At 62.2% G+C, this 23,339-nt stretch carries 22 protein-coding genes and 1 other RNA gene; 16 read left to right on the plus strand and 7 right to left on the minus strand.

Going from position 1 to position 23,339, the window contains the following annotated elements:
• Nucleotides 1-37: 37 nt before the first annotated feature.
• From ABEG21_RS04165 to ABEG21_RS04175, 3 genes are read left to right on the plus strand one after another with little or no spacing between them, the layout of a single operon-like run.
• Nucleotides 38-2,557 (plus strand): 3-hydroxyacyl-CoA dehydrogenase/enoyl-CoA hydratase family protein, encoded by a 2,520-nt coding sequence (locus ABEG21_RS04165; RefSeq protein WP_347556615.1) that lies wholly within the window; start codon nucleotides 38-40, stop codon nucleotides 2,555-2,557.
• Between the two features lie 17 nt (nucleotides 2,558-2,574).
• Nucleotides 2,575-3,807: an acetyl-CoA C-acyltransferase gene (locus ABEG21_RS04170; RefSeq protein WP_347556010.1), complete on the plus strand. Its 1,233-nt coding sequence runs from the start codon at nucleotides 2,575-2,577 to the stop codon at nucleotides 3,805-3,807.
• Nucleotides 3,807-4,721, plus strand: coding sequence for an enoyl-CoA hydratase-related protein (locus ABEG21_RS04175; protein ID WP_347556011.1), 915 nt, complete (start codon nucleotides 3,807-3,809; stop codon nucleotides 4,719-4,721). Before ABEG21_RS04170 ends, ABEG21_RS04175 begins: the two co-directional genes overlap by 1 nt.
• Before the next feature lie 27 nt (nucleotides 4,722-4,748).
• On the opposite strand, the gene ABEG21_RS04180 is transcribed toward ABEG21_RS04175, so the two are convergent.
• On the minus strand, nucleotides 4,749-5,654 hold the full coding sequence (locus ABEG21_RS04180) for a formate dehydrogenase accessory sulfurtransferase FdhD (RefSeq protein WP_347556012.1): 906 nt from the start codon (nucleotides 5,652-5,654) through the stop codon (nucleotides 4,749-4,751).
• A 276-nt stretch (nucleotides 5,655-5,930) separates the two neighbouring features.
• Here ABEG21_RS04180 and ABEG21_RS04185 point away from each other — a divergent pair, with 276 nt between their 5' ends.
• Nucleotides 5,931-6,440, plus strand: coding sequence for a nitrate reductase associated protein (locus ABEG21_RS04185; protein WP_347556013.1), 510 nt, complete (start codon nucleotides 5,931-5,933; stop codon nucleotides 6,438-6,440).
• Nucleotides 6,441-6,464: 24 nt separating this feature from the next.
• Here ABEG21_RS04185 and ABEG21_RS04190 read toward each other — a convergent pair whose 3' ends face one another.
• Entirely contained in the window at nucleotides 6,465-6,809 is a 345-nt protein-coding gene (locus ABEG21_RS04190; RefSeq protein ID WP_347556616.1) for an acyl-CoA thioesterase, read from the minus strand.
• Between the two features lie 298 nt (nucleotides 6,810-7,107).
• Here ABEG21_RS04190 and ABEG21_RS04195 point away from each other — a divergent pair, with 298 nt between their 5' ends.
• The 7 genes from ABEG21_RS04195 (at nucleotide 7,108) to ABEG21_RS04225 (ending at nucleotide 15,236) form a co-directional block, all read left to right on the plus strand.
• Nucleotides 7,108-8,961: an ABC transporter ATP-binding protein/permease gene (locus tag ABEG21_RS04195; protein WP_347556014.1), complete on the plus strand. Its 1,854-nt coding sequence runs from the start codon at nucleotides 7,108-7,110 to the stop codon at nucleotides 8,959-8,961.
• Nucleotides 8,962-8,983: 22 nt separating this feature from the next.
• On the plus strand, nucleotides 8,984-10,015 hold the full coding sequence (locus ABEG21_RS04200) for a LysR family transcriptional regulator (RefSeq protein WP_347556015.1): 1,032 nt from the start codon (nucleotides 8,984-8,986) through the stop codon (nucleotides 10,013-10,015).
• Between the two features lie 274 nt (nucleotides 10,016-10,289).
• Nucleotides 10,290-11,597 (plus strand): Glu/Leu/Phe/Val dehydrogenase, encoded by a 1,308-nt coding sequence (locus ABEG21_RS04205; protein WP_347556016.1) that lies wholly within the window; start codon nucleotides 10,290-10,292, stop codon nucleotides 11,595-11,597.
• A gap of 368 nt (nucleotides 11,598-11,965) precedes the next feature.
• Nucleotides 11,966-12,859, plus strand: a complete 894-nt coding sequence (locus ABEG21_RS04210) for a glutamate/aspartate ABC transporter substrate-binding protein (RefSeq protein ID WP_347556017.1) — start codon at nucleotides 11,966-11,968, stop codon at nucleotides 12,857-12,859.
• A gap of 234 nt (nucleotides 12,860-13,093) precedes the next feature.
• Nucleotides 13,094-13,834, plus strand: a complete 741-nt coding sequence (locus ABEG21_RS04215; RefSeq protein WP_347556018.1) for an amino acid ABC transporter permease — start codon at nucleotides 13,094-13,096, stop codon at nucleotides 13,832-13,834.
• Nucleotides 13,834-14,514 carry a glutamate/aspartate ABC transporter permease GltK gene (gene gltK, locus ABEG21_RS04220; protein WP_347556019.1) on the plus strand — a complete coding sequence of 227 codons (681 nt, stop codon included), beginning with the start codon at nucleotides 13,834-13,836 and terminating at the stop codon, nucleotides 14,512-14,514. The genes ABEG21_RS04215 and gltK overlap by 1 nt, the downstream gene beginning before the upstream one ends.
• On the plus strand, nucleotides 14,511-15,236 hold the full coding sequence (locus ABEG21_RS04225) for an amino acid ABC transporter ATP-binding protein (protein ID WP_347556020.1): 726 nt from the start codon (nucleotides 14,511-14,513) through the stop codon (nucleotides 15,234-15,236). The genes gltK and ABEG21_RS04225 overlap by 4 nt, the downstream gene beginning before the upstream one ends.
• Nucleotides 15,237-15,326: 90 nt before the next feature.
• Here the strand turns inward: ABEG21_RS04225 and ABEG21_RS04230 are convergent, their stop codons facing one another.
• The 3 genes from ABEG21_RS04230 to ABEG21_RS04240 form a co-directional block, all read right to left on the minus strand.
• On the minus strand, nucleotides 15,327-15,470 hold the full coding sequence (locus ABEG21_RS04230) for a hypothetical protein (protein WP_347556021.1): 144 nt from the start codon (nucleotides 15,468-15,470) through the stop codon (nucleotides 15,327-15,329).
• 58 nt (nucleotides 15,471-15,528) lie between these two features.
• Complete coding sequence (locus ABEG21_RS04235) at nucleotides 15,529-15,996, minus strand: hypothetical protein (RefSeq protein ID WP_347556022.1); 468 nt, start codon at nucleotides 15,994-15,996, stop codon at nucleotides 15,529-15,531.
• 244 nt (nucleotides 15,997-16,240) lie between these two features.
• Complete coding sequence (locus tag ABEG21_RS04240) at nucleotides 16,241-17,149, minus strand: class II glutamine amidotransferase (protein ID WP_347556023.1); 909 nt, start codon at nucleotides 17,147-17,149, stop codon at nucleotides 16,241-16,243.
• A gap of 383 nt (nucleotides 17,150-17,532) precedes the next feature.
• Between ABEG21_RS04240 and pyrC the strand changes: the two genes are divergently transcribed.
• Together pyrC and rnpB are read left to right on the plus strand one after the other, a co-directional pair.
• Nucleotides 17,533-18,597, plus strand: a complete 1,065-nt coding sequence (pyrC, locus tag ABEG21_RS04245; RefSeq protein WP_347556617.1) for a dihydroorotase — start codon at nucleotides 17,533-17,535, stop codon at nucleotides 18,595-18,597.
• Nucleotides 18,598-18,625: 28 nt separating this feature from the next.
• An RNA gene (gene rnpB, locus ABEG21_RS04250) (RNase P RNA component class A) lies at nucleotides 18,626-19,057 on the plus strand.
• Nucleotides 19,058-19,154: 97 nt separating this feature from the next.
• Here the strand turns inward: rnpB and ABEG21_RS04255 are convergent.
• On the minus strand, nucleotides 19,155-19,586 hold the full coding sequence (locus ABEG21_RS04255) for an OsmC family protein (protein ID WP_347556024.1): 432 nt from the start codon (nucleotides 19,584-19,586) through the stop codon (nucleotides 19,155-19,157).
• Between the two features lie 806 nt (nucleotides 19,587-20,392).
• Between ABEG21_RS04255 and rplM the strand changes: the two genes are divergently transcribed.
• The 3 genes from rplM to erpA all read left to right on the plus strand — a co-directional run bounded on the left by rplM (nucleotide 20,393) and on the right by erpA (nucleotide 21,867).
• Complete coding sequence (gene rplM / locus ABEG21_RS04260) at nucleotides 20,393-20,821, plus strand: 50S ribosomal protein L13 (RefSeq protein ID WP_347556025.1); 429 nt, start codon at nucleotides 20,393-20,395, stop codon at nucleotides 20,819-20,821.
• 12 nt (nucleotides 20,822-20,833) lie between these two features.
• Nucleotides 20,834-21,226 carry a 30S ribosomal protein S9 gene (gene rpsI, locus ABEG21_RS04265; protein WP_347556026.1) on the plus strand — a complete coding sequence of 131 codons (393 nt, stop codon included), beginning with the start codon at nucleotides 20,834-20,836 and terminating at the stop codon, nucleotides 21,224-21,226.
• Nucleotides 21,227-21,486: 260 nt separating this feature from the next.
• Nucleotides 21,487-21,867 (plus strand): iron-sulfur cluster insertion protein ErpA, encoded by a 381-nt coding sequence (gene erpA, locus ABEG21_RS04270; protein ID WP_347556027.1) that lies wholly within the window; start codon nucleotides 21,487-21,489, stop codon nucleotides 21,865-21,867.
• A 148-nt stretch (nucleotides 21,868-22,015) separates the two neighbouring features.
• Here erpA and ABEG21_RS04275 read toward each other — a convergent pair whose 3' ends face one another.
• The gene (locus ABEG21_RS04275; RefSeq protein WP_347556028.1) at nucleotides 22,016-23,191 is read right to left on the minus strand and encodes an anhydro-N-acetylmuramic acid kinase; all 1,176 of its coding nucleotides are present in this window, start codon (nucleotides 23,189-23,191) and stop codon (nucleotides 22,016-22,018) included.
• Nucleotides 23,192-23,339 lie beyond the last annotated feature (148 nt).

Below are 23,339 nucleotides of genomic sequence, written 5' to 3' on the forward strand. Positions count from 1 at the left end.
GCGGGCGCGCGCCAACGCGCCGGCGGCGGCCCCGTTCGTGGCGTCGCAATGGCGCGTGCGCAAGGTCGCTGTCCTGGGTGCGGGCGTGATGGGCGCACAGATCGCCGCCCATCTGGTCAACGCGCGGATTCCTGTCGTGCTGTTCGATCTTGCAACCAAAGCGGACGCGGGCGCCAAGGCGGCGCCGCGCAGCGCCATCGCCTTGCAGGCGATCGAACGCTTGAAGAAGCTGAAGCCGGCGCCACTCGGAAATCCGGCGGACGCGGCCTATCTGCAAGCGGCGAACTACGAGGACGATCTCGGTTTGCTGGCCGACTGCGATCTGGTGATCGAAGCCATCGCGGAACGGTTGGATTGGAAGCACGATCTCTATCGCAAGGTCGCGCCGGCCCTCGGTGCGCAAACGATCTTCGCGTCGAATACGTCGGGTTTGTCGATTGCGTCGTTGGCGCAGGGACTCGACGGCGCAGCGGCCTCTTTGGCCGAGCGCTTCTGCGGCGTCCACTTTTTCAATCCGCCGCGCTATATGCATCTGGTGGAGTTGATCGCGACGCCGTCGACACGCCCCGATATTCTCGAAGCGTTGGAGACCTTCCTGACCGGTGTCGTCGGCAAGGGTGTCGTGCATGCCAAGGACACGCCGAACTTCATTGCGAATCGCGTCGGGGTGTTTTCAATCCTGGCCGTGATCGCACGCGCGGCGCAATACAAGCTGTCCTTCGATCTGGTCGACGATCTGACGGGTAGCCGTCTCGGCCGCGCGAAGTCGGCGACCTTCCGTACCGCCGATGTCGTCGGTTTGGACACGATGGGGCATGTGATCAAGACGATGCAGGATGGCCTGCCCGACGATCCTTTTGCCGCCCACTACGCCACGCCGCCGGTACTGCGTGCCCTGGTTGAACGCGGCGCGCTCGGTCAGAAGAGTGGCGCCGGCTTCTACAAGAAGGTGGGCAAGGACATCCTGGTGCTCGATGCCGATAAGGCGGCATCGGGTGTCGACGGCAATGCCGCCTATCAGGCGTCGGGTGCGAAGGCGAGCGACGAGATCAAGCAGATCCTGAAGCTGAAGCCGGTCGAGCGTTTCGCCGCACTGCGCGAGGCGGCATCGCGGAACGATGCGCAGGCGCAATTCCTGTGGTCTATTTTCAGCGACGTGTTCCACTACGTCGCGGTCCATCTGGAGACAGTCGCCGATAATGCCCGCGACGTCGATTTCGCGATCCGCTGGGGCTTTGGCTGGAACGAAGGCCCGTTCGAACTGTGGCAGGCCGCCGGCTGGCGTCAGGTCGCGGAGTGGGTGCGTGACGATATCGCCGCAGGCAAGTCCTTGTCGTCGGCGCCGCTGCCGGCCTGGGTCTTCGACGGCCCGGTCGACGCGAACGGTGGCGTGCATTCCCCGGACGGCTCGTGGTCGCCGTCGCAGAAGCGCTTCGTCCCGCGTAGCGAGTTGCCGATCTATGCGCGGCAGATCTTCCCGGCGCGTGTTTTCGGCACGCAGCGTGATACGAATGCCGATCCGACACAACGCGGGACGACGGTCTTCGAAAATGCCGGTGCACGACTCTGGGTCGACGACGTCGCCGCTGCCGACGGCAGTGTCAACGCCGATGTCCTGATCCTGTCGTTCCGTTCCAAGATGAACACCATCGGACCGGATGTGCTGGATGCGATCCGGCGCGGCGTCGCGCTGGCCGAAGAAAGTTATCGTGGCCTGGTGATCTGGCAACCGACGTCGTTGACGCTGGGTACGCCGGGCGGCCCGTTCTCGGCCGGCGCGGATCTCGCGTCGGCGATGCCGAAGTTCATGCTGGGCGGGGCTGCCGGTGTCGAGCCCTTTATCGCCGAATTCCAGCAAACGATGCAGTGCGTGAAATACGCGCAGGTGCCGGTGGTGGTGGCGCTGTCGGGTATCGCACTGGGCGGCGGTTGCGAGCTGACCCTGCATGCGGCGCGCCGTGTCGCGCATGTCGAGACCTATCTGGGCTTGGTCGAGATTGGCGTTGGCGTGGTGCCGGCCGGTGGCGGTTTGAAGGAAGCGGCCATTGCGGCGGCGCGCGTGGCGGGTCAGTTCGACAGCAAGCGCTATCTCGACTTCCTGACGCCGCGCTTCAAATATGCGGCCACGGCGCAGGTGTCGGCTTCCGCGCATGAAGCGTTGCAGATGGGCTATCTGCAACCGTCGGATCCGATCGTCTTCAATGTGCACGATCTGCTGGGGGCCGGTATTCGCGAGGCCAGGGCGTTGTCCTTATCTGGCTATCGACCGCCATTGCCGAATGGCCTGATCCCGGTAGCCGGCCGTTCCGCTGCGGCGACGATCCGTTCGCAACTGGTGAATATGCGCGATGGCGGCTTCATTTCCGCACACGATGCGGAGATCGCGACGCGTATCGCGGACATTATCTGCGGTGGCGATGTCGATCCGGGCACGCTGGTCAGCGAGCAATGGCTGCTGGATCTGGAGCGCCGCGCCTTTGTCGAACTGCTGGGTACGCAGAAGACGCAGGAACGGATTGCCGGGCTGCTGCAGGGCGGCAAGCCGCCGCGAAACTAATAGGTGGAGCGAGACGAATGACAACCTTCAATGAACAGCGGTCTGGTGGCGTGCGTCAGCTTCAGGATGCCTATATCGTCGCGGCGGTCCGCACGCCGATCGGCAAGGCGCCTCGCGGTGCCCTGCGCTTCATGCGCCCGGACGACCTGCTGGTGCATGCGCTGCGCAATGTGATGGCACAGGTGCCGTCGCTGGACCCCAGTGCCGTCGAGGATGCGGTGATCGGCTGTGCAATGCCCGAGGCCGAGCAGGGGCTGAATGTCGCCCGTACCAGCGTGTTGCTGGCGGGATTGCCGCAGCGGGTAGGGGGCATCACCGTCAACCGCTTCTGCGCGTCGGGGCTGAGCGCGCTGGCGATGGCGGCCGATCGTATTCGCGTCGGTGAAGCCGATGTCATGATCGCCGGCGGTGTCGAATCGATGAGCATGGTGCCGATGACCGGCAACACCCCGTCGATCAATCCGCAGGTCTACGCGAAAGATCAGGACGTGGCGATCGCCTACGGCATGGGACTGACCGCGGAACGGGTCGCCGAGCGCTGGAAGGTCAGCCGTGAAGACCAGGATGCGTTTGCCGTGGAATCGCATCGTCGTGCCCTCGCGGCACAGGCGGCCGGCGCGTTCACGCAGGAAATCGCGTCGATCGACATCGTCAATCGCATGCCGGAATTCGACGGTGCCACGGTGCGGCTCGATACACGCACGTTGTCCGCGGACGAAGGTCCTCGTGCCGATACCTCGCTGGAAGGCCTGGCGAAGTTGAAGACGGTGTTTGCGGCAAAGGGATCGGTAACGGCGGGCAACAGTTCGCAGATGTCGGACGGCGCGGCGGCGCTGGTTTTGGTATCGGAGCGGGCATTGAAGACGTTCGGCCTGAAGCCGCTCGCGCGTTTTGTCGGTTTCTCGGTGCGAGGCGTGGCACCGGATGTCATGGGCATCGGGCCGAAGGAAGCCATTCCCGCGGTGTTGCGCGCGACCGGGCTGTCGCAGTCGGATCTCGATTGGATCGAATTGAACGAGGCGTTCGCCGCGCAAGCGCTGGCGGTAACGCGTGACCTCGATCTCGATCCGTCGCGCGTGAATCCGCTCGGCGGTGCGATCGCGCTCGGGCATCCGTTGGGCGCGACCGGCGCCGTGCGGGCCGCCACGCTGGTGCATGGTCTGCAACGCACGAAACAGCGTTACGGGATGATCACGATGTGCGTGGGCACCGGCATGGGCGCCGCCGGCATTCTCGAGCGGATGGATTGATGGCGGCCGCACAAGACACCCTCGGCGCGGCAGCCGAAGCCGACGGCATCCGGGTGCTCTCCGATGCGGAATCGGTAGGCGCCGTCAGAACGCTGTGCTGGCACCGACCGTCGAAGCGCAATGCGATCAATCTATCGATGTATCGCGCGATGACGCTGGCGTTGCGCGAGGCCGAGGCGGATCCGGCGGTGAAAGTCATCGTTGTGGCGGGATCCGAGCACGAGGGCGCCGCAGCGTTCACTGCCGGGAACGACCTCTCGGACTTCGCAACGCCCGCTTCCGGGGCTCCGACGTCGGCGGACGGCGTCGTCGATCGAGACGCTGCCGCTGCGGCGGTGGCGGCCTTGCAGCCGGTGCTCGATTTTCTGCACACCTTGAATCGGGTGCGCAAGCCGATACTGGCCTCGGTACGCGGGCCGGCGGTCGGTATCGGTACGACGATGCTGCTGCATTGCGACATCGTCTGTGCCGGCGATGACGCGCGATTTGCCATGCCGTTCACGGCGCTCGGTCTGTGTCCGGAGGCCGGTGCCAGTCTGTTGCTGCCGCGTCTGGTCGGGTATCAGCGGGCCGCGCGCATGCTGCTGCTGGGCGAGCCCTTTGACGCAAGGCAGGCGCTGGCCTGCGGCCTGGTCGGCGAAGTGCTGCCGAGCGGACAGGTCGATGCGCACGTGCTGGCGCTTGCGCGTCGGCTGGCGAGCTTGCCGGAAGCGGCGGTGCGCGCGACCAAGGCACTGATGAAGCCCGACAGATCGGATCCCTCGGATGTATCGGAAGGGGCGGATACCGCGCACGGCATTGCAACCACGGCGGCGCAGATCACGCGCGAAGCGGCGATCTTCGCGGATCTGCTGCAGTCCCCGGCCGCGCAGCAACGCATTCGCGCGATCGGTAGCAAGACCAAAAGCGGCTGAGCGACGCGTGGGCAGCGCGGTCAATCTTCATCCGGCCGGCAGATTGGCGCCGGGCACGGCGGTGTAGTCGACAAAGCCGTCGTCGCGGCAGAAGCTGGCCAGACGCACGCCGGCTTGTCGCGCGATGCGGACCGCCAACGTCGTGGGCGCCGATATCGTTGCCAGCATGGGGATATGCATCCGCGCCGCTTTACGCACCAACTCATAGCTGCCCCGGCTCGACAAAAACACAAAGCCCGAACCGAAGTCGACGCGATCAAGCGCCAGTCGCCCGATCAACTTGTCCATCGCGTTATGCCGACCGACGTCCTCGAACACGGCGAGCAGGTCGCCGTCGGGACTGCACCATGCGGCGGCATGGACGCCGCCGGTCCGCCGCATCAGATGTTGATGCGCCCGCAAGGCGCCTGCCGCGCGTTGGATGGCGACGTCGGACACATCGGTGGCGAGCGGTGGCGATTCCGATGTGGCGGCGGCATTCGCCGCATTGCCGTGGTGTCGGGATCGACACGTGTCGATCGGCTCCGGATCGAGATCCAGCAGATCGAGACTTTCGATGCCGCAGACGCCACAGCCGGTGCGTCCCGCCATGGCGCGCCGCTTCTCTTTCAGGCCGACGAACGCCGACTGGAGAATGTCGATATGGACTTCGGCGCTCTCTTCATAAAAGGTCGTCTCGATATCCCGGATATCGGCCGCATCGCGAATGATGCCTTCGCTCAGGGAAAATCCGACCGCGAACGCTTCCAGGTCGCGCGGCGTGGTCATCATGACCGCGTGCGAAATGCCGTTGTAGACCAGGGCGACCGGCCATTCTTCCGCGATGTCGTCCTGGGCCGCCTGTGCCACGCCCCCGCGATGCCGGGCCACGTCCAGTGCCCGCCACCCGGTGCTGGGGGAGGGATCGCTTTCGCTGGGATCGGATTTGATCATGCTGCCTGTCTCGGGTCGGGGCCAAACGACGATCGAAACGTCGAGTCGGGCCATGGATGCCATGCGCGGCGGAGCGGGCGCGTGCCGTCAGCGGCGCCGCGCAGCGCGGGGATCGTCCCACGCGGCCGCCAAACGCTATGATGCGACATTCCGGTCGACATCGCCCCGCGCGAACCGGTGCGCAATCGCTGTACCGCCTTTCTTACGCGGTACAGTGCCCTGACCGTCTCCGCCTCAGCATGCCATAGCCTGCGGCGATCATGCTATCGTGAGGGGATGAACAGCCAAGATCATCCTGAACGTCCCGCCAATGCGCCGCAGCTGTTTGCCTTCGAACAGCCGTCGTGCGAGGACTTCACCTATATTCCACTGAGCGTGCGGTTTCATCTCGACCGCGGCGGCTGGCGTCTGTCGCTCGCGCAGTGGCAGGCACTTCCTTATAGCGATCGCGTCGCCCTGGCGGCACACCCGGTGCCGGATGCGGAAGCCGATTCGTCTGCGCCGTCGTCGGCCTTCGAGACGTTTCTGGCGACGCTCGCCGCGCGCGACCTGCGCGAACCGGTGGAACGCGTGCCGCCATTGCAGCCGATGCCCGGCGACGCGTCCGATGTCGTGCCGGACACGGTCCAGGCACAGTGCGGTTTCGCCGGCGCCGCGCCGCTGAGCGTGGCGCAATGGTCGGCGTTATCCCGTTTTCAGCGTTATGCGCTGGCCAAATTAGCGCGCAAACCCAAGCCCAATCACGACTTCGTGCCGGCGTTGCGGGAGTTCGGCCTGGCCTCCTGAACGCCGCAGCGCGCCGCCCTTGCTTTATTGGGGCGGCAGCGGACGCGGCCGTCGGTCGTCGCCGGTGGCGACAAAGGTCAGCGTGGCCTCGGTGACGCGGACCACGTTGTTCGGGGCGTGCATGCGCTGCGCGAAAACCTCGACATCGATCGTCATCGAGGTGCGACCGGTCCGGACCACGTCGGCATAGAAGCTGAGTAGATCGCCGACAAAGACCGGTTGCTTGAAGACGAAGGAATTGACGGCGACAGTGACGACGCGCCCATTGGCGCGCCGTGCGGCCACCAGCGAGGCGGCGATATCGACATGCGACATGATCCAGCCGCCGAAGACGTCGCCATAGATATTGGCGTCCGATGGCCGGGCCATCACGCGCAGCGTCGGTTGGCTCGTGGCACGGTGCGGCGGAAAGCCCTCCGTCTCATCGCTGCCCGCATGCGGCACGGTGGCGGGGTTGCCGGAAGACCCCGTGACGGGCGGCGTACCGTGGGCATCGCCCGGGCCGGCGTCGGGCGCGGCATTGAATTGTTCGGTCATCGTGTGGTCTGAATGGAAAGCCGTTCTGTAAGATGCGGGCTGTCGATGCAAATGACGGACCGCCCGCTATTGTAAGTCCGCCGCGATTTCCCCTCCGATTCCCGCTTTTTTCTCGCCTCGCTTACGTTCCATGCGCCGTTCCGCTTCCTATCCGACCGATGCCGCGCCCGCCGTGAATGCGCCCCAACGGGATGTCCAGACCTTGAAGGCGCTGTTGCCCTATCTGTCGGGGTTTTCCGTGCGCATCACGCTGGCCCTCAGCTGCCTGATCCTGGCCAAGGTGGCGAACCTCGGCGTGCCGCTGCTGTTGAAAATGATCGTCGATCGACTCTCCGCGTCGCATACGCTGGTGGCCGCCGGGCAACAAGCCCATTCGCCGATGATCATCCTTGCCGGCGGCATTGGCATCCTGGTGCTCGCTTACGCGGTGGTGCGTCTCTCCACCTCGCTCTTTACCGAATTGCGCGAGTTGTTGTTCGCCCGCGTCACCGAACAGGTGGTGCGCGATATCGCCTTGCAGGTGTTCCGGCATCTGCACGGCTTGTCGCTGCGTTTCCATTTGGATCGGCAGACCGGCGGCATGACGCGAGATATCGATCGCGGCACGCGCGGCATTCAGCAGGTGCTGCAGTATTCGCTGTACAGCATCCTGCCGACCTTGATCGAAATCACGCTGGTCATCGTCATCTTCATCACGCGTTACGAGGTCTACTACGCGCTGGTGACGATTCTTGCACTGCTCGCCTACGTCGCGTTCACGGTCAAGGTCAGCGCCTGGCGCACGGCCTTGCGTCGCTCGGTCAACGAGTTCGAATCGCAGGCCAGCACGCGGGCCATCGATTCGCTGCTGAATTACGAGACGGTGAAGTATTTCGGCAACGAGGCCTTCGAGGCCGATCGCTACGATACCTATCTTCGGCGCTACCGTGCCGCGGCGGTCAAATCGCAGAAGACCCTATCGATGCTGAACTTCGGGCAGCAGGTGATCATCTCGGTCGGCCTGGTGCTGATTCTGTGGCACGCCACCACCCAGGTGATGGCCGGGCGCCAGACCTTGGGCGATCTGGTGCTGATCAACACCTTCATGCTGCAGTTATATGTCCCGCTGAACTTCCTCGGCGTGATCTATCGGGAGTTGAAGCAGGCGCTGGCGGATATGGACCGGATGTTCACGCTGACCGGCGAGCAGCGTGAAGTCGCCGATGCGCCGAATGCGCCAGCGCTGGCCTTGCACGGCCCATTGGGCGCCACCGTCGTCTTCGACCATGTGCGATTCGCCTATCAAGCCGATCGCACCATCCTGCACGATGTGGACTTCACCGTGCCGGCGGGAACCACCACGGCGATCGTCGGACATAGCGGTTCCGGCAAGTCGACGTTGGCGCGACTGTTGTTCCGCTTTTACGATGCCGAGGTCGGCAGCCGTATCACCGTGGACGGCCAGGATATCCGCTCGGTCCGCCAACAGTCGCTGCGCGCGGCGATCGGCATCGTGCCGCAGGACACCGTGCTGTTCAACGATACGATCTACTACAACATCGCCTATGGTCGCCCGGACGCCAGCCGCGAAGAAGTGTTCGCCGCGGCGCGCGATGCGCAGATCCATGCGTTCATCGAAAGCCTGCCCAAGGGGTACGATACGCCGGTAGGAGAGCGGGGACTGAAGCTGTCGGGCGGAGAGAAGCAGCGGGTCGCGATCGCTCGGACGCTACTGAAAAATCCGCCGATCCTGATTCTCGACGAAGCGACGTCGGCGCTCGATTCCCGTGCGGAACGTGCGATCCAGCAGGCGCTGGACCGAGTGGCGCGCGGCAGGACGACGCTGGTGATCGCCCACCGCCTGTCTACCGTGGTGAATGCGCAGCAGATCCTCGTGATGGATGCGGGCCGCGTGGTCGAGCGCGGCACGCATGCGAGCTTGCTGGCGGCAAACGGACCGTATGCCGAGATGTGGCGCCTGCAATCGCACGATGAACTCGAATGACGTGGCACCGGACTGACACGCGATGGAAACCAAATGGCTCGAGGACTTTATCTCGCTGGCGGAAACCCGCAGCTTCAGCCGCTCGGCGGCGCTGCGGCATGTGACGCAACCGGCGTTCTCGCGGCGCATCCAGGCCTTGGAAGCCTGGCTGGGCGCGGAACTGATCGATCGTTCCGGCTATCCCACGCGCCTCACGCAAGCCGGCAATATCTTTCATGCGCAGGCGCTGGCGCTGCTTAATCAGGCACGTGAGGCGCGCACGCTGCTCCGAGGGCAGGGCGTGATGAGCGCCACCACCTTGGACTTCGCGGTCCCGCATACGCTGTCGCTGACGTTTTTTCCGCAATGGATCCGCCGTATCGATGCCTTGCTCGCGCGCCATCCGACGCCGACGCCAGCGTCGACCGAGGCGAATGGGGCGGGGCGGCGGCCGTCCGGTCCGCTGCATGCGCGTTTGCGGGCGTTGAACGTGCATGACGCAGTGCTGACGCTGACGGAAGGGGGCTGTGATCTGATCATGGGCTATCACCATCCGAGTCATCCGGTGGCCCTCGATCCGCGCCGCTATGCGCAATTGACGCTGGGCCAGGAAACGATCGGCCCGTTCTGCGCGCCACGCTCGCCTGCGCAGGCGGCGACCCCGCGATTTACGCTGCCGGGCAAAATAGAGGCGCCGGTTCCTTATCTGGCCTATGCGCCTGACGCATACCTCGGCCGGATGACCGAAGTGCTGCTGTCGCGCGCCACGCAGCCTTTGTATCTGGATCGGATCTATGAGACCGATATGGCGGAAGGCCTGAAAGTGATGGCGATTGCCGGCCATGGCATCGCCTTTTTGCCGGCGAGTGCGGCCGCGGATGCGCTGACGGACGGTCGCCTCGTCCCGCTCGACGACATTCCCGGTAGCAGCGAGACGGCGGGACCGTGGACGCTCACGATGGAAATTCGGCTCTATCGCGACACGCTGGCCGATGTCGACGGGCAACGTCGGGCATTGCGCGACGCCGTCTGGGACGCCGCACAAACCCTGCTCGACGAGCCGGAAAATCTCTGATCGCGCGACGCGATCGGCTTGGCCTCGTATCGGCGGTTTTTCGCGCAAGGGGTGCATTTACCGATTTTTACGCCAACGTTAGGCGGATTTGTCGTAATGATCAGTGACGATAGAGAGGGTATGTCGTGCCGACGTGGCGCTGTAGAAGCTTGTTTTGTAATGCTTTTCAGAGGTTATGCAAAAAATGCATGGATAGATGACGCTTCGGCATTTGCAACGGCTTTTCGGCAGTCATAGAGTGCAATTCATCATCTACTTAAGCGGAGCAGCCGCCATGTCAGAAGGTCATCGCACCCCCTCGTATCTGAGCGCGGAAAACTTGGGTCCCTGGGGCAGTTATCTCGAACAGGTCGATCGTGTCACGCCCTATCTGGGCACATTGAGCCGCTGGGTCGAGACGCTGAAGCGACCTAAGCGCATCATGATCGTCGATGTGCCGATCGAACTCGACAATGGCACCATTGCCCACTTCGAGGGCTACCGCGTCCAGCACAATGTGTCGCGCGGACCGGGCAAGGGCGGCGTGCGGTTCCACCAGGACGTGACGCTGAGCGAAGTGATGTCGCTGGCGGCCTGGATGTCGGTCAAGAACGCCACCGTCAACGTGCCGTATGGCGGCGCGAAGGGCGGTATCCGCGTGGACCCGCGCAATCTCTCGCGTGGCGAACTGGAGCGCATGACGCGCCGCTACACCAGCGAAATCAACAATATCATCGGACCGAATACCGATATCCCCGCGCCGGACGTGAACACGAACGAGCAGATCATGGCGTGGATGATGGACACGTACTCGGTCAACCAGGGTCATACGGCAACCGGCGTCGTCACCGGCAAGCCGATTTCCCTGGGCGGCAGTCTGGGACGTCGCGATGCGACGGGGCGCGGCGTCTTCGTCGTCGCCGGCGAAGCCGCTGCCAAGATCGGGCTGAATCTGGCCGGCGCGCGCGTGGCGGTGCAGGGCTTCGGTAACGTCGGTGGCGTGGCGGCGCGGCTGTTCCAGGATGCCGGCGCAAAAATCATTGCGGTACAGGATCACACCGGCACGCTGTATGCGCCGAATGGTCTCGACGCACGGGCCCTGGCCGCGCATGTCGAGCAACATCGCGGCGTCGCAGGCTTTGCCGAAGCGGCGGGTGCCGCTGCCGGTATCGAAGTGCTGCGGGAGCGCGACGCGTTCTGGCAGATCGAAACCGATATCCTGATTCCGGCGGCGCTCGAAGGACAGATCACCGAGCAGAATGCGCATCAGATCAAGACGCGCATCGTCGTCGAAGGCGCGAACGGCCCGACGACGCCCGCCGCCGACGACATCCTGCACGCGAACGGTGTGTTGGTCGTCCCGGACGTGGTTGCCAATGCCGGTGGTGTGACCGTCAGCTATTTCGAATGGGTGCAGGATTTCTCCAGTTTCTTCTGGGACGAAGACGAAATCAATCGGCGCCTGGAGCGCATCATGCGCGAGGCCTTTTCCGCCGTCTGGCAAGTATCGCAGGAGAAATCGGTCACGATGCGGACCGCCGCCTATATCGTTGCCTGCACCCGTATTCTGCAAGCACGCGAGATGCGCGGTCTGTATCCCTGATGCGATGTAGGCGAGCGTTTGCATGCGACGGTGCAATGCGGGACAGTGTTGCATGCGTGCTGCAACTTGCGCGGGCCAGCGTCTTGTTGAGATAGATCACGTAGATAGCCCGTGCGACCGAGAAACCCGGTCGCACGGGCTTTTTAATGCGCACGTCATACGGGTTTTTTAAGGTCGAACGTTGTGAACTCGTTGCGGGTGCAGGGCGTGTTGTTATATAAATGCAGTGCGTTCGTCAGGCAAAAGCAAGGCGACCATGTGCGAGGAGATGTTTCACAGCGCGCTGCAGACGCGGCAACGCTTGTCTACGAAGGCGAAACATCTATTCGCGAACAGCAGGATCGACACACCGCAAGGGGATCAGGACAATGAAAATCACGAAAATCGCGCTCGCAATGTGTGTTTTGGGCGTCATGACGGGAAGCGCTTTTGCGCAGTCTAGTGCCACGCTGGATAAGATCAAGAAGGACGGCATCATCACGGTGGGACACCGCGAGTCGTCGATTCCTTTCTCGTACTACGATGACAAGCAACAAGTCGTTGGCTACGCACAGGACTTCTCCAACGCGATCGTCGCGGAAGTGAAGAAGGAACTGAACCTGCCGAATCTGCAGGTCAAGATGATTCCGATCACATCGCAGAATCGGATCTCCCTGCTGCAAAACGGTACGATCGATTTCGAATGCGGTTCGACCACGAACAATCTCGACCGTCAGAAGCAGGTGGCCTTCTCGGATACGTTCTTCGTGATCGGTACGCGCCTGTTGACGGCCAAGGACTCGGGCGTCAAGGATTTCGCCGACCTGAAGGGCAAGAACGTCGTGACGACGGCCGGTACGACGTCTGAAGCATTGCTGCGCAAGATGAACGCCGACCAGAACATGGGCATGCGTATCATCAGCGCCAAGGACCATGGCGATTCCTTCCTGACGCTGGAAACGGGCCGTGCGGTCGCGTTCATGATGGATGACGCGCTGCTCGCGGGTGAACGTGCGAAGGCGAAGAAGCCGGACAACTGGGTCATCGTCGGCAAGCCGCAGTCGAACGAAGCATACGGTTGCATGGTCCGCAAGGATGATGCAGGCTTCAAGGCATTGACCGACAAGGTCGTGGCGAAGGCCGAAACCGATGGCGAAGCAATGAAGTGGTATCACAACTGGTTCGAACAACCGATCCCGCCGAAGGGCTTGAACCTGAATTTCGCGTTGAGCGACGATATGAAGACCCTGTTCAAGGCACCGAACGACAAGGCATTCCAATAAATTGTTTTTGCCAGCGTTGCAGGCAGCTTACACTCGTGTAAAGTTCCGCTTGCGGTGACTGGCAGCAATTCGGAAAATTCGCATCCATTGTGACCGTGTTCTGACGGACTGGATCAAGGACAATGGAAGGGCCCGCGCGCTGCGGGCTTTTTGTTATGTATCACGCGCGTCTATCTTGCTGTATGTGTACGATTTGCGTTAGCAAACCGGTTTTTTCTTGTTCTGGAGTTCACCATGGCTTATCACTGGAACTGGGGCGTCCTGACGAGCCCGGTTTCCACCGGCGAGCCCACCACCTACCTCGGGTGGATGCTGTCGGGATTGGCAGTCACCGTGGAGCTGTCGATCGCGGCATGGATCGTGGCGCTGATCTGCGGGTCGTTTTTCGGCGTGTTGCGGACCGTCCAGGGCAGATGGCTTCCTGCCATTGGCACGATCTACGTGGCGGTGTTTCGTAACATCCCATTGATCGTTCAATTTTTTATCTGGTATCTGGTCATTCCGGAACTGTTGCCGAAGGCATGGGGTGATTGGTTCAAACAGTTGGATCCCACCGTCCAGTTTTTCTCCTCCAGCATCATCTGCCTCGGGCTTTTTACCGGAGCGCGGGTGTGCGAACAGGTGCGTTCCGGCATCCAGGCCTTGCCGCGCGGCCAACGTAATGCCGCCTACGCCTTGGGCCTGACGCAGCCGCAGGCTTATCGCCATGTGCTGCTGCCGGTGGCATTCCGGATTATCGTGCCGCCATTGACGTCCGAATTCTTGAACATCTTCAAGAACTCCGCCGTGGCATCGACGATCGGTCTTCTTGAGTTGTCGGCGCAGGCTCGTCAACTTGTCGATTACACGGCGCAGCCGTACGAGTCGTTCATCGTCGTGACGTTCGCGTATTTCCTGATCAATATGATCGTGATGTCGTTCATGCGCTGGATCGAAAAGCGCACGCGGCTGCCTGGCTATCTGGGAGGCAAGTGATGCATCACGAATTCGATTGGTCTTCGATTCCGGCGTCGTTCAATACGCTATGGCATGGCGCCATCGTGACGTTCGAGATCACCGTGTGTGCCATTGTCATCGGCATCCTTTGGGGGACGGTTCTCGCGCTGCTGCGACTGTCGCCGGTGAAGCCCTTGGCGTGGTTCGCGACGATCTACGTCACCTTGTTCCGCTCCATCCCGCTGCTGATGGTGCTGTTGTGGTTCTTCCTGTTGGTGCCGCAACTGTTGCAGTCGTTCTTCGGTCTGTCGCCGTCGGTCGATATCCGCTTCGTCTCGGCCTTGACCGCGTTCTCCTTGTTCGAGGCCGCGTATTATTCCGAGATTATCCGGGCCGGCGTGCAGAGCGTGGCGCGAGGACAGGTGCAGGCTTCTTCGGCGCTCGGGCTGACGTACACGCAATCGATGCGCTATGTGGTGTTGCCGCAAGCCTTCCGTGCGATGGTGCCGTTGTTGCTGACGCAGGGGATCGTGTTGTTCCAGGATACGTCGTTGGTGTACGTGATCGGCCTGGCCGATTTCTTCCGTACCTCCACCAATATTGGCGACCGCGACGGTACGATGGTCGAAATGGTATTGTTTGCTGGCGCATGCTACTTCGTGGTTTCGGTAATCGCGTCGACGCTCGTCAAACGGATGCAAAAAGGGGTGAGCAGATGATCGTAATGAAGGACGTGTCGAAGTGGTATGGTCAGTTTCAAGTGCTGACCGACTGCACGACGGAAGTGAAGAAAGGGGAAGTGGTGGTGGTGTGCGGTCCGTCCGGTTCCGGCAAGTCCACACTGATCAAGACCGTCAATGGCCTGGAGCCGATTCAAAAGGGCGAGATCCTGATCGATGGCGTATCGGTGACGGACAAAAAGACCAACCTGTCGAAGCTGCGCGCGCGCGTGGGCATGGTGTTCCAACACTTCGAGTTGTTTCCGCATCTGTCGATCACGCAGAATCTGACGCTCGCGCAGATGAAAGTGCTTGGCCGAGGCAAGGACGAATCGACGCAGAAAGCGCTGAAGCTGCTGGACCGTGTGGGCCTGCGATCGCATGCGGATAAGTTTCCGGGACAGATGTCCGGCGGTCAGCAGCAGCGCGTGGCGATTGCGCGCGCATTGTGCATGGACCCGATCGCGATGTTGTTCGACGAACCGACGTCGGCGCTCGATCCTGAAATGATCAATGAAGTGCTCGACGTGATGGTCGAGCTGGCGCAGGAAGGCATGACGATGATGTGCGTGACCCACGAAATGGGTTTCGCGCGCAAGGTCGCGCATCGCGTCATCTTCATGGATCGGGGGTTGATCGTCGAGGACGACCGTAAGGAAGCGTTCTTCGACAGTCCGAAGTCGGATCGCGCCAAGGACTTCCTGGCGAAGATCCTGCACTGACACGACCTTAAGACAGCGCGGCAGAGGGGGCCGCGAGCAGGGCAAGGCCAAGCGCCGAACCCTACTCGCGGCCCTTTGTCTTTATCTGCCTCAGTAGCAGAAGCGGGAACATTGCGAGGCGCCGACAAGCGCGCCGCCGACGACCGCACCGGTCAGGAAGGTCTGGAAATTCGTGGCACATCCCTGTGTGCCGAGCGCCGCAACGACGCCGATGATCAACGCGAGCTTACGCATGATATGTCCTATATCAAGTGTGGGCTGGGGACAGCGTGCCGCGATCCGATGTCTTGTTTTACAGCAACAGCGAAACGATCCCGCCTACTGTCAGGGCTGCGCCCACCCATTTGCCGGCCGAATACCAATGGTCGGAATTCTTCTGTGCTTCTTCCGGACTCTGCAGTCCCAGTGCCCCGTAGGCGAGGGATTTCACGGCGGAGGCGTCCTTGGCATCCGCGGCGGCATCCGCTGCCTTTTTTTCCTCGGCGACCGCGGCATCGTTTTCCGACTTGACGCCGACGGTCGTGCCGGTCGCCTTGTCGGCTGCCTTCGATCCGCTTGCCGTCTCGGCCGCCTTGCGCTGTTGGTCCGACTCGTGTGCCGCCTTGGCTGCCGACGACAGCGACACCTTGCTACTGGCAGGCGCGGCATGATGCGACGGCGCGGCAGAAGACGACGCCGCTTTCGCGTCGACGTCCTTGCGTTTGCCGGCCGCCACGCTCGCCGTGGTGGCGGCGGTGGAAGAGGCGTTCGTCACATCCATGACAGCGTCCTGTGCGGTAACAAGAAAAAATGTCGGGCTGCCGGGGCGCTCGACGCGCATGCCCGGCAACGCCGGCGCGCATGATGAAGATAACGGCCGGGCGAAGGAGGATCTTGAGGGAAAAAATGTAAATGCGGGAAAAAGTCTTATCGATTCGAAGACTTAGCGGCGTCGATGTGGCCGCGGCGCGACGATTGATCGGCGGCGGCGACGCGCAGGCAGGCGTCGACCGCATCCGCCTTTTTCAGGGGGTCAGTACCGGGTGAAACGGCGTCGTGCTCGGGAAGGTCAACGCGGCGCGCGGGAGCGCTGCGGCTTCGGACGGATAGCGCTCGCGTGGGCGTGCCGCTACGGCCAAAACCGCTTCGGGGACGGCCAGCCGGCGCGACGCGATGCGCTCACCGTTGCGGAATAGAAAGAGGTCACCCGGGGCGAACGCTGTCCACACTTCGTTGTCCGTCAGCGGCAGTGTGCCGATGACGGTGACGCGATCTTCCGGCGTGGTGTATTGCGCGAAATCGATCGACATGTCCTCGTCCACCAGATGGGCGGTCGAGAAAGGCCATTGCCGAGTGAGGTATTGCAGATGCGTCGAACAATGCGCAAACATCGCCTGGCCGTTCGACATCAGGAAATTGAAGGTGCCGTGCTGACTGATGCGCGCGGTGATCTCGGCCACCGCATCGAATAGTTCGTCGAGCGGCGGCTGCTCGCTCGGGAAACGCTGGCGCAGGCCTTCGAGCATTTCACAGAAAGCCAGCTCGCTATCAGTGCTGCCCACCGGCTGAAAGAAGCCCGTCAAATCGGGTGAGTACTGCTTCAGATCGCCGTTGTGCGCGAAAATCCAATGCCGTCCCCACAGCTCGCGCATGAAGGGGTGGCAGTTTTCGAGCAAGGGCGCGCCCTGCGTGGCCTTGCGAATATGCGCGATGGTGTTCTTTGATTTGATCGGATATCGCTTGACCAATTCGGCGACCGGCGACTGGCACGACGACTGGTTATCGATGAACAGCCGGCAGGCTTTTTCCTCGAAGAAAGCGATGCCCCAGCCATCTGCATGGTGGTCCGTGATGCCGCCACGCGCAGCAAAGCCGGTAAAGGAGAAGCGGACATCGGTGGGTGTCGCGCAATTCAGACCCAAAAGCTCACACATAAGGCTGGCGGCTCCCTGGGCCGCGGCAATCTAATAAGCGCGGTCCATGGCGCATGGACCCGGTCGGACGCCATCGAGCGTCGGTGCGAACTGCCCGTCGCAGGTGGACGTCGGTACAATAGACGCGTTTCTGCATGGCGTGATGCACAAACAGACGACGCGCCAAGCATAGCATTGCGACGTTTGTCTTAAAAGTTCCCAGAAAAGTCATTTTGGCTGTCACAGCCGAAGTGCGGCGACCGGGCAACACCGTGTGCCGCGCCTGCCGACGGGGATGTCCCACGCCGCCCCGACCGATTAGACTCTCCCGCAGTTTGCATTCTTCTTTTATCGACGCCATCATGACCTCTGCCGTTTCCGCAGCTGCCTCCGCTTCCCCGTCTGTGTCCGCCGCGCCTGGCGCGACGTTGGAATCCTTGACGATCGTTCGTCCCGACGACTGGCATCTGCACGTGCGTGACGGCGTGATGCTGGCCGAAGTGCTGCCGCATACCGCGCGGCAATTCGGTCGCGCGATCATCATGCCGAATCTGCGGCCGCCGGTGACGACCACGGCCCTGGCGCAGGCCTATCGCGAGCGGATCGTCGCGGCCTTGCCGGCCGGCGCCGCGTTCACGCCGCTGATGACGCTGTATCTGACCGACAACACGCCGCCCGAAGAGATTCGCCGCGCGCGCGACAGCGGCATCGTCCATGCGCTGAAGCTGTATCCGGCCGGCGCGACGACGAATTCGGATGCGGGCGTCACCGATCTCGCGAAGTGCGGCAAAACGCTGGATGCGATGCAGGAAGCCGGTTTGCCATTGCTCGTGCACGGCGAGGTGACGCATGCGGACATCGATCTGTTCGACCGCGAGCGCGTCTTCATCGACGAGGTGATGATTCCGCTGCGCAAGCGCCATCCTGCGTTGAAGGTGGTGTTCGAGCACATCACGACGCGCGAGGCTGCGGACTATGTGCTGGAGGCGGATGCATTGCCGGGGACGCTGGCCGCGACCATCACGCCGCAGCATTTGTTGTACAACCGCAACGCCATTTTCACAGGCGGTGTCCGTCCGCATTATTACTGCCTGCCGGTATTGAAGCGGGAGACGCATCGCGTGGCGCTGGTGGCCGCGGCGACGTCGGGCAATGCGCGTTTCTTCCTCGGCACCGACAGCGCGCCTCACCAGCAGGACACGAAGGAAAACGCCTGCGGCTGTGCCGGGTGCTTTACGGCACCGCATGCGATGGAGCTGTATGCCGAAGCGTTCGAGCAGGCGGGCGCGCTGGACAAGCTGGAAGCGTTCGCCAGCTTCAACGGCCCCGATTTCTACAACTTGCCGCGCAACACCGACACGGTGACGCTGCGTCGGGAATCGTGGACGCTGCCGGCTGTCTATGGCAGCGATCAGAGTGCGGTAGTGCCGCTGCGCGCTGGCGAAGTGTTGCGTTGGAAGCTGGTCTGATCGGCGCGCGTGCTACACTCCGCTTCGCAAAGTGTTCCAGACAGCCGCCGCCTGCGTTGTCTCTCATCGTCACACGTTGACGGGGAAAGGGGGCAGGGGGAGGAAAGTCCGGACTCCACAGGGCAGGGTGATGGCTAACGGCCATCCGTGGCGACACGCGGAACAGGGCAACAGAGAACAGACCGCCGATGGCCGTGGCGCGCTCGCGCGACACGGATCAGGTAAGGGTGAAACGGTGCGGTAAGAGCGCACCGCGGCTGGGGCGACCCAGACGGCACGGTAACCTCCACCCGGAGCAATTCCAAATAGGCAGGCACGTCATCGGTAACGGTGTCACGACGGGGCCCCCGTCGGTCTGCGGGTAGGGAGCTCGAGCGTACCAGCAATGGTGCGTCTAGATGAATGGCTGTCGCGCACTTCGCGGTGCGAACAGAATCCGGCTTATCGGGACACTTTGCCCTTTTTTCAGCGCCCCGCCATCCGAAAGGATGCGCGGGGCGTTTTTCATCTTGCCGCGGCGTGGCACGATCCGCGCCACGCCGCGCCGATCGGACCGATCAGGCTGCCGCGCTATCGACGATGTCGAACGAATGGCTCAGCTCGGCGGTCTTGCCGAGCATGACCGACGCCGAACAATACTTGTCATGCGACAGGTTGATCGCGCGCTCGACCTTCAACGGGTCGAGGTTGCGGCCGCTCACCGTGAAATGAAAATGGATCTTCGTGAAGATCTTCGGATCTTCACTGGCGCGCTCGGCGGTCAGCTTGACGCTGCAATCGTGGATGTCCTGGCGGCTTTTCTTCAGGATCATCACGACATCGTAGGCCGTGCAGCCGCCGGTTCCCACCAACAGCATTTCCATCGGCCGCGGCGACAGGTTACGGCCACCGCCTTCCGGTGCGCCGTCCATCGTCACCAAGTGTCCGCTACCGGTTTCGGCCGCGAACGCCATGCCCTCGGGCCCCATCCAACTGATCTTGCATTCCATCTTGGCTTCACTCCTCTGAGACGCGCATTCTACCCCCGGAGAAATCATAGCTTGCTCACGGCATATGATTGCCCCCCTAAACGTCAGGGGAAAGTGCTTGTTCTATCTGGGTTTATGACGATCGAGAGACCGAAATGCTGCAAATCAATGAATTTGCGGCAATCTCGTTCATTCGTTTCAGTGTCGCATTTTTCGCAATGCGAAAGACGTTTTCATATGACGAACGGCTCCTTGCGATAGGTGAGAAGGGCGTCTATAGTGAATCGAACAGGCACGCGTCCTGCGACAGTCCCGCTTGTATGGCCGTCATCACGCGTCGCGTTATCGCTTTTCCCTGTCTCCTCCATCCGCTGCAGACGAATGTCGCGTGGGTGGATTTGCCCGGAGGGCTCCCTTCCGGGCATTTTTTTGCGCGGTCAACTGAGACTGTTTCTACCGATCTCATATCTTTCGCGTCGCGTCCGCGCCCGACATGCCGCGGGACGTCCTGCCGACCACGGTCGCGCGAAACCCACGACGCTGGGCTCTCGTTTGCCGCGGCGCTCTTCCTTTTGCCAAAAGTGCGCTATACTCGCAGGCTCTCCCGATAAAAGCTCGTCGGGAAGGACGGTTGCAAGACCGGGCAAGTCATGCCGACCACGCCGATTGGACAATCGTTTTTCGATCGTGCGGCGTGGAACGAAGGCATCACCGCTGCAGGCGCAGGGAAACGGAGGAGGGCGGGGCCGATCGGCCGGGTCATCCAATAAGAGTTCCGCACGCCTTAAGCGGTGCCGTAAGGGCGCTTTTTTTTATTTGGATCAGTCATGAAGACATTTTCTGCAAAGGCCGAAACGGCCACGCACGAATGGTACGTGATTGACGCGACGGATAAGGTTCTCGGCCGTGTCGCCAGCGAAGTGGCACGCCGCTTGCGCGGTAAGCACAAGCCTGAATTTACTCCTCACGTCGATACCGGCGATTTCATCATTATCGTCAACGCCAGCAAGTTGAAGGTTACCGGCAAGAAGACGACGGACAAGAAGTACTTCCGTCACACCGGTTACCCGGGCGGCATCTACGAGACGACGTTCGGCAAGATGCAAGAACGTTTCCCGGGCCGCGCGCTGGAAAAGGCGGTGAAGGGTATGCTCCCGAAGGGTCCGCTCGGTTACGCGATGATCAAGAAGCTCAAGGTCTACGCCGAGGGTACGCATCCGCATTCGGCGCAACAGCCGAAGGCGCTCGAGATCTAAGGAGCCTATACCGTGATCGGAAATTGGAATAACGGCACTGGCCGCCGCAAGAGCGCAGTTGCCCGTGTCTTCATCAAGTCGGGTTCGGGCAAGGTCGTTGTGAACGACAAGCCTATCAACGAATACTTCTCGCGTGAGACGTCGTTGATGGTCGTGCGCCAGCCGCTGGAACTGACGGGAAACCTCGAAAAGTTCGACATCAAGGTCAACGTCCATGGCGGCGGTGAAACGGGTCAAGCCGGCGCAGTGCGCCACGGCATCACCCGCGCACTGATCGACTATGACGCGACGTTGAAGCCGAGCCTGTCGGCTGCCGGTTTCGTGACGCGTGATGCACGTGAAGTCGAACGTAAGAAGGTTGGTCTGCGCAAGGCACGTCGCGCAAAGCAGTTCTCGAAGCGTTAATTCGTTTCAGGACCGCCGATATGGCGGCAGTTTCCTCGGATACGCGCCGCCTTATCATGCAAAACGCCGTTGGATGCCTTTGGCAGATCCAGCGGCGTTTTTGTTTTATGCTTGCGCGCTGTTGCTTTCCTGATGCGGCAAGTCCCTGTCGCTGGCAGGTGTACCAGTGCAATTCGCCGCGTTTCGCCACTTCGGACTAAAATCGGGGCTATGCACATGGCTCGCGCCACAGAACAAGCAGTATCCCCCTGGAGAGATCAATGAATGCTGTGACAGACACGCCGGTCGCTGAAGTGGCCGTTGCCCCCGCCCCGACGTTCCTTGTCTTCACCGATTCGGCAGCTAGCAAGGTGAAGGAGCTGATCGACGAGGAAGGCAACCCGGATCTGAAGCTCCGCGTGTTCGTGCAAGGCGGCGGTTGCTCCGGCTTCCAGTACGGCTTCACGTTCGACGAGGAAGTGAACGAAGACGACACGGTCATGGATAAGAATGGCGTCCAGCTGCTGATCGATTCGATGAGCTACCAATACCTGGTGGGTGCCGAGATCGACTATAAAGACGATCTGACCGGCGCGCAGTTCGTGATCAAGAATCCGAACGCGACCACCACCTGCGGCTGTGGCTCCTCGTTCTCGGTCTAAGAACGGGGCGGAACCGTATCAGGCACAGGATGCACAAGCGTCTTCGTCTGGTCGATAAAGTAGCGCGGTATTGCGAATGGCCCGGACGCCGTAAAGGCGGATCGGGCCATTTGTGTTTGGTCGCCATCCCGCTCTGGAGTAGGTGCCGTTAGCGTGGATACAGCGCGCCCAGTACGCGAAGACCGCGCGCGCCGGTGACGGCGGGGAGATTGCCCGGGGCGCGTTGGCCGAATCGCGCCGCAAGCCAGGCAAAGGCCAATGCCTCCACATGTTCGACGTCCATGCCCAGTGCTTGCGTACTGACAACGTGCGCAACCGACGGGGCTTTCTCCCGTAGGGCGGTGCGCAAGGCGCGCATCAGTGTTTCGTTGTGCGCGCCGCCGCCGCACACATAGACCGCGTCGCAACCCGGTGCGTGAATCGCGATTTCCTCGGCGATGGTGCGTGCGGTCAATGCCGTCAATGTCGCTTGGATATCGGCGGCGTGCTCCGCTTTGTCGACAGCGTCGCCAATCCCCGCATCGCGCCATGCCTGCAATTTGCCGTCGAGCCAGGCGGTATTGAACAGGTCGCGACCGGTACTCTTCGGTGGTGATGCCGAAAAAAACGGTTCATCGAGCAACTGCTTCAGCAGGGTCTCATCGACGGTTCCTGCCGCGGCCAGTCGGCCGCCCTCATCGTAGGGGCGCCCGAGTGTGCGTTCCGCCCACGCGTCCAGCAAGGCGTTGCCGGGACCGCAGTCGAAGCCGTGCACCTCGTCCTTGCCGCGAAGGATCGACAGATTGCTGATGCCGCCGATATTGCAGATCACACGCGTCTGCCCCGGCGCGCCGAAAACGTCGGCGTGAAATGCCGGCACCAGCGGTGCGCCTTGGCCCCCAGCCGCCAGATCGCGGCTGCGGAAATCGGCGACTACATCGATGCCGGTCAGCTCGGCGAGTCGCGACGGGTCGTTCAGTTGACGCGTATAGCCTCGTTCAGGACGATGACGAATGGTCTGTCCATGGACGCCGATGGCGACAATGTCCGCAGCCTGAAGCGCCGTTTCCTGCAGCAATGCCGTGCAGCAGTCGGCATAGACAACGACGAGCGCCTGCGCGGCGAGGGCTTCTCGGTCGATTTCGTTGTCGCCGGGGGATTGCAAGGCGAACAAGGCGTCGCGTAACGGTGCCGGAAAGGGCAGGTGGACGTGCGCCAGAACCTCGGGTTGCGGTGCGAATGTCGCGAGTACCCCGTCTACGCCGTCCATGCTGGTACCGGACATCAGGCCGATGTAGTGGCGCGCCGGTGTTCCGGCGGAGGAGGGGGCTGAGGCGTTGGACATGAAATCGACGTCGGAGGAGCGGATCGGTCCATCGCACGGCGTCGGCGAACCGTGCGCACGATGAAACGGTCATTCTACCCGCTCGTCCGAGTCGCAAACGCGTCGGGGCGAGGATGCCCGGTTAGGGGGAGTGGCGTATCGTTGCTAC

It is taken from the genome of Robbsia sp. KACC 23696, assembly GCF_039852015.1.
GTDB lineage: Bacteria > Pseudomonadota > Gammaproteobacteria > Burkholderiales > Burkholderiaceae > Robbsia.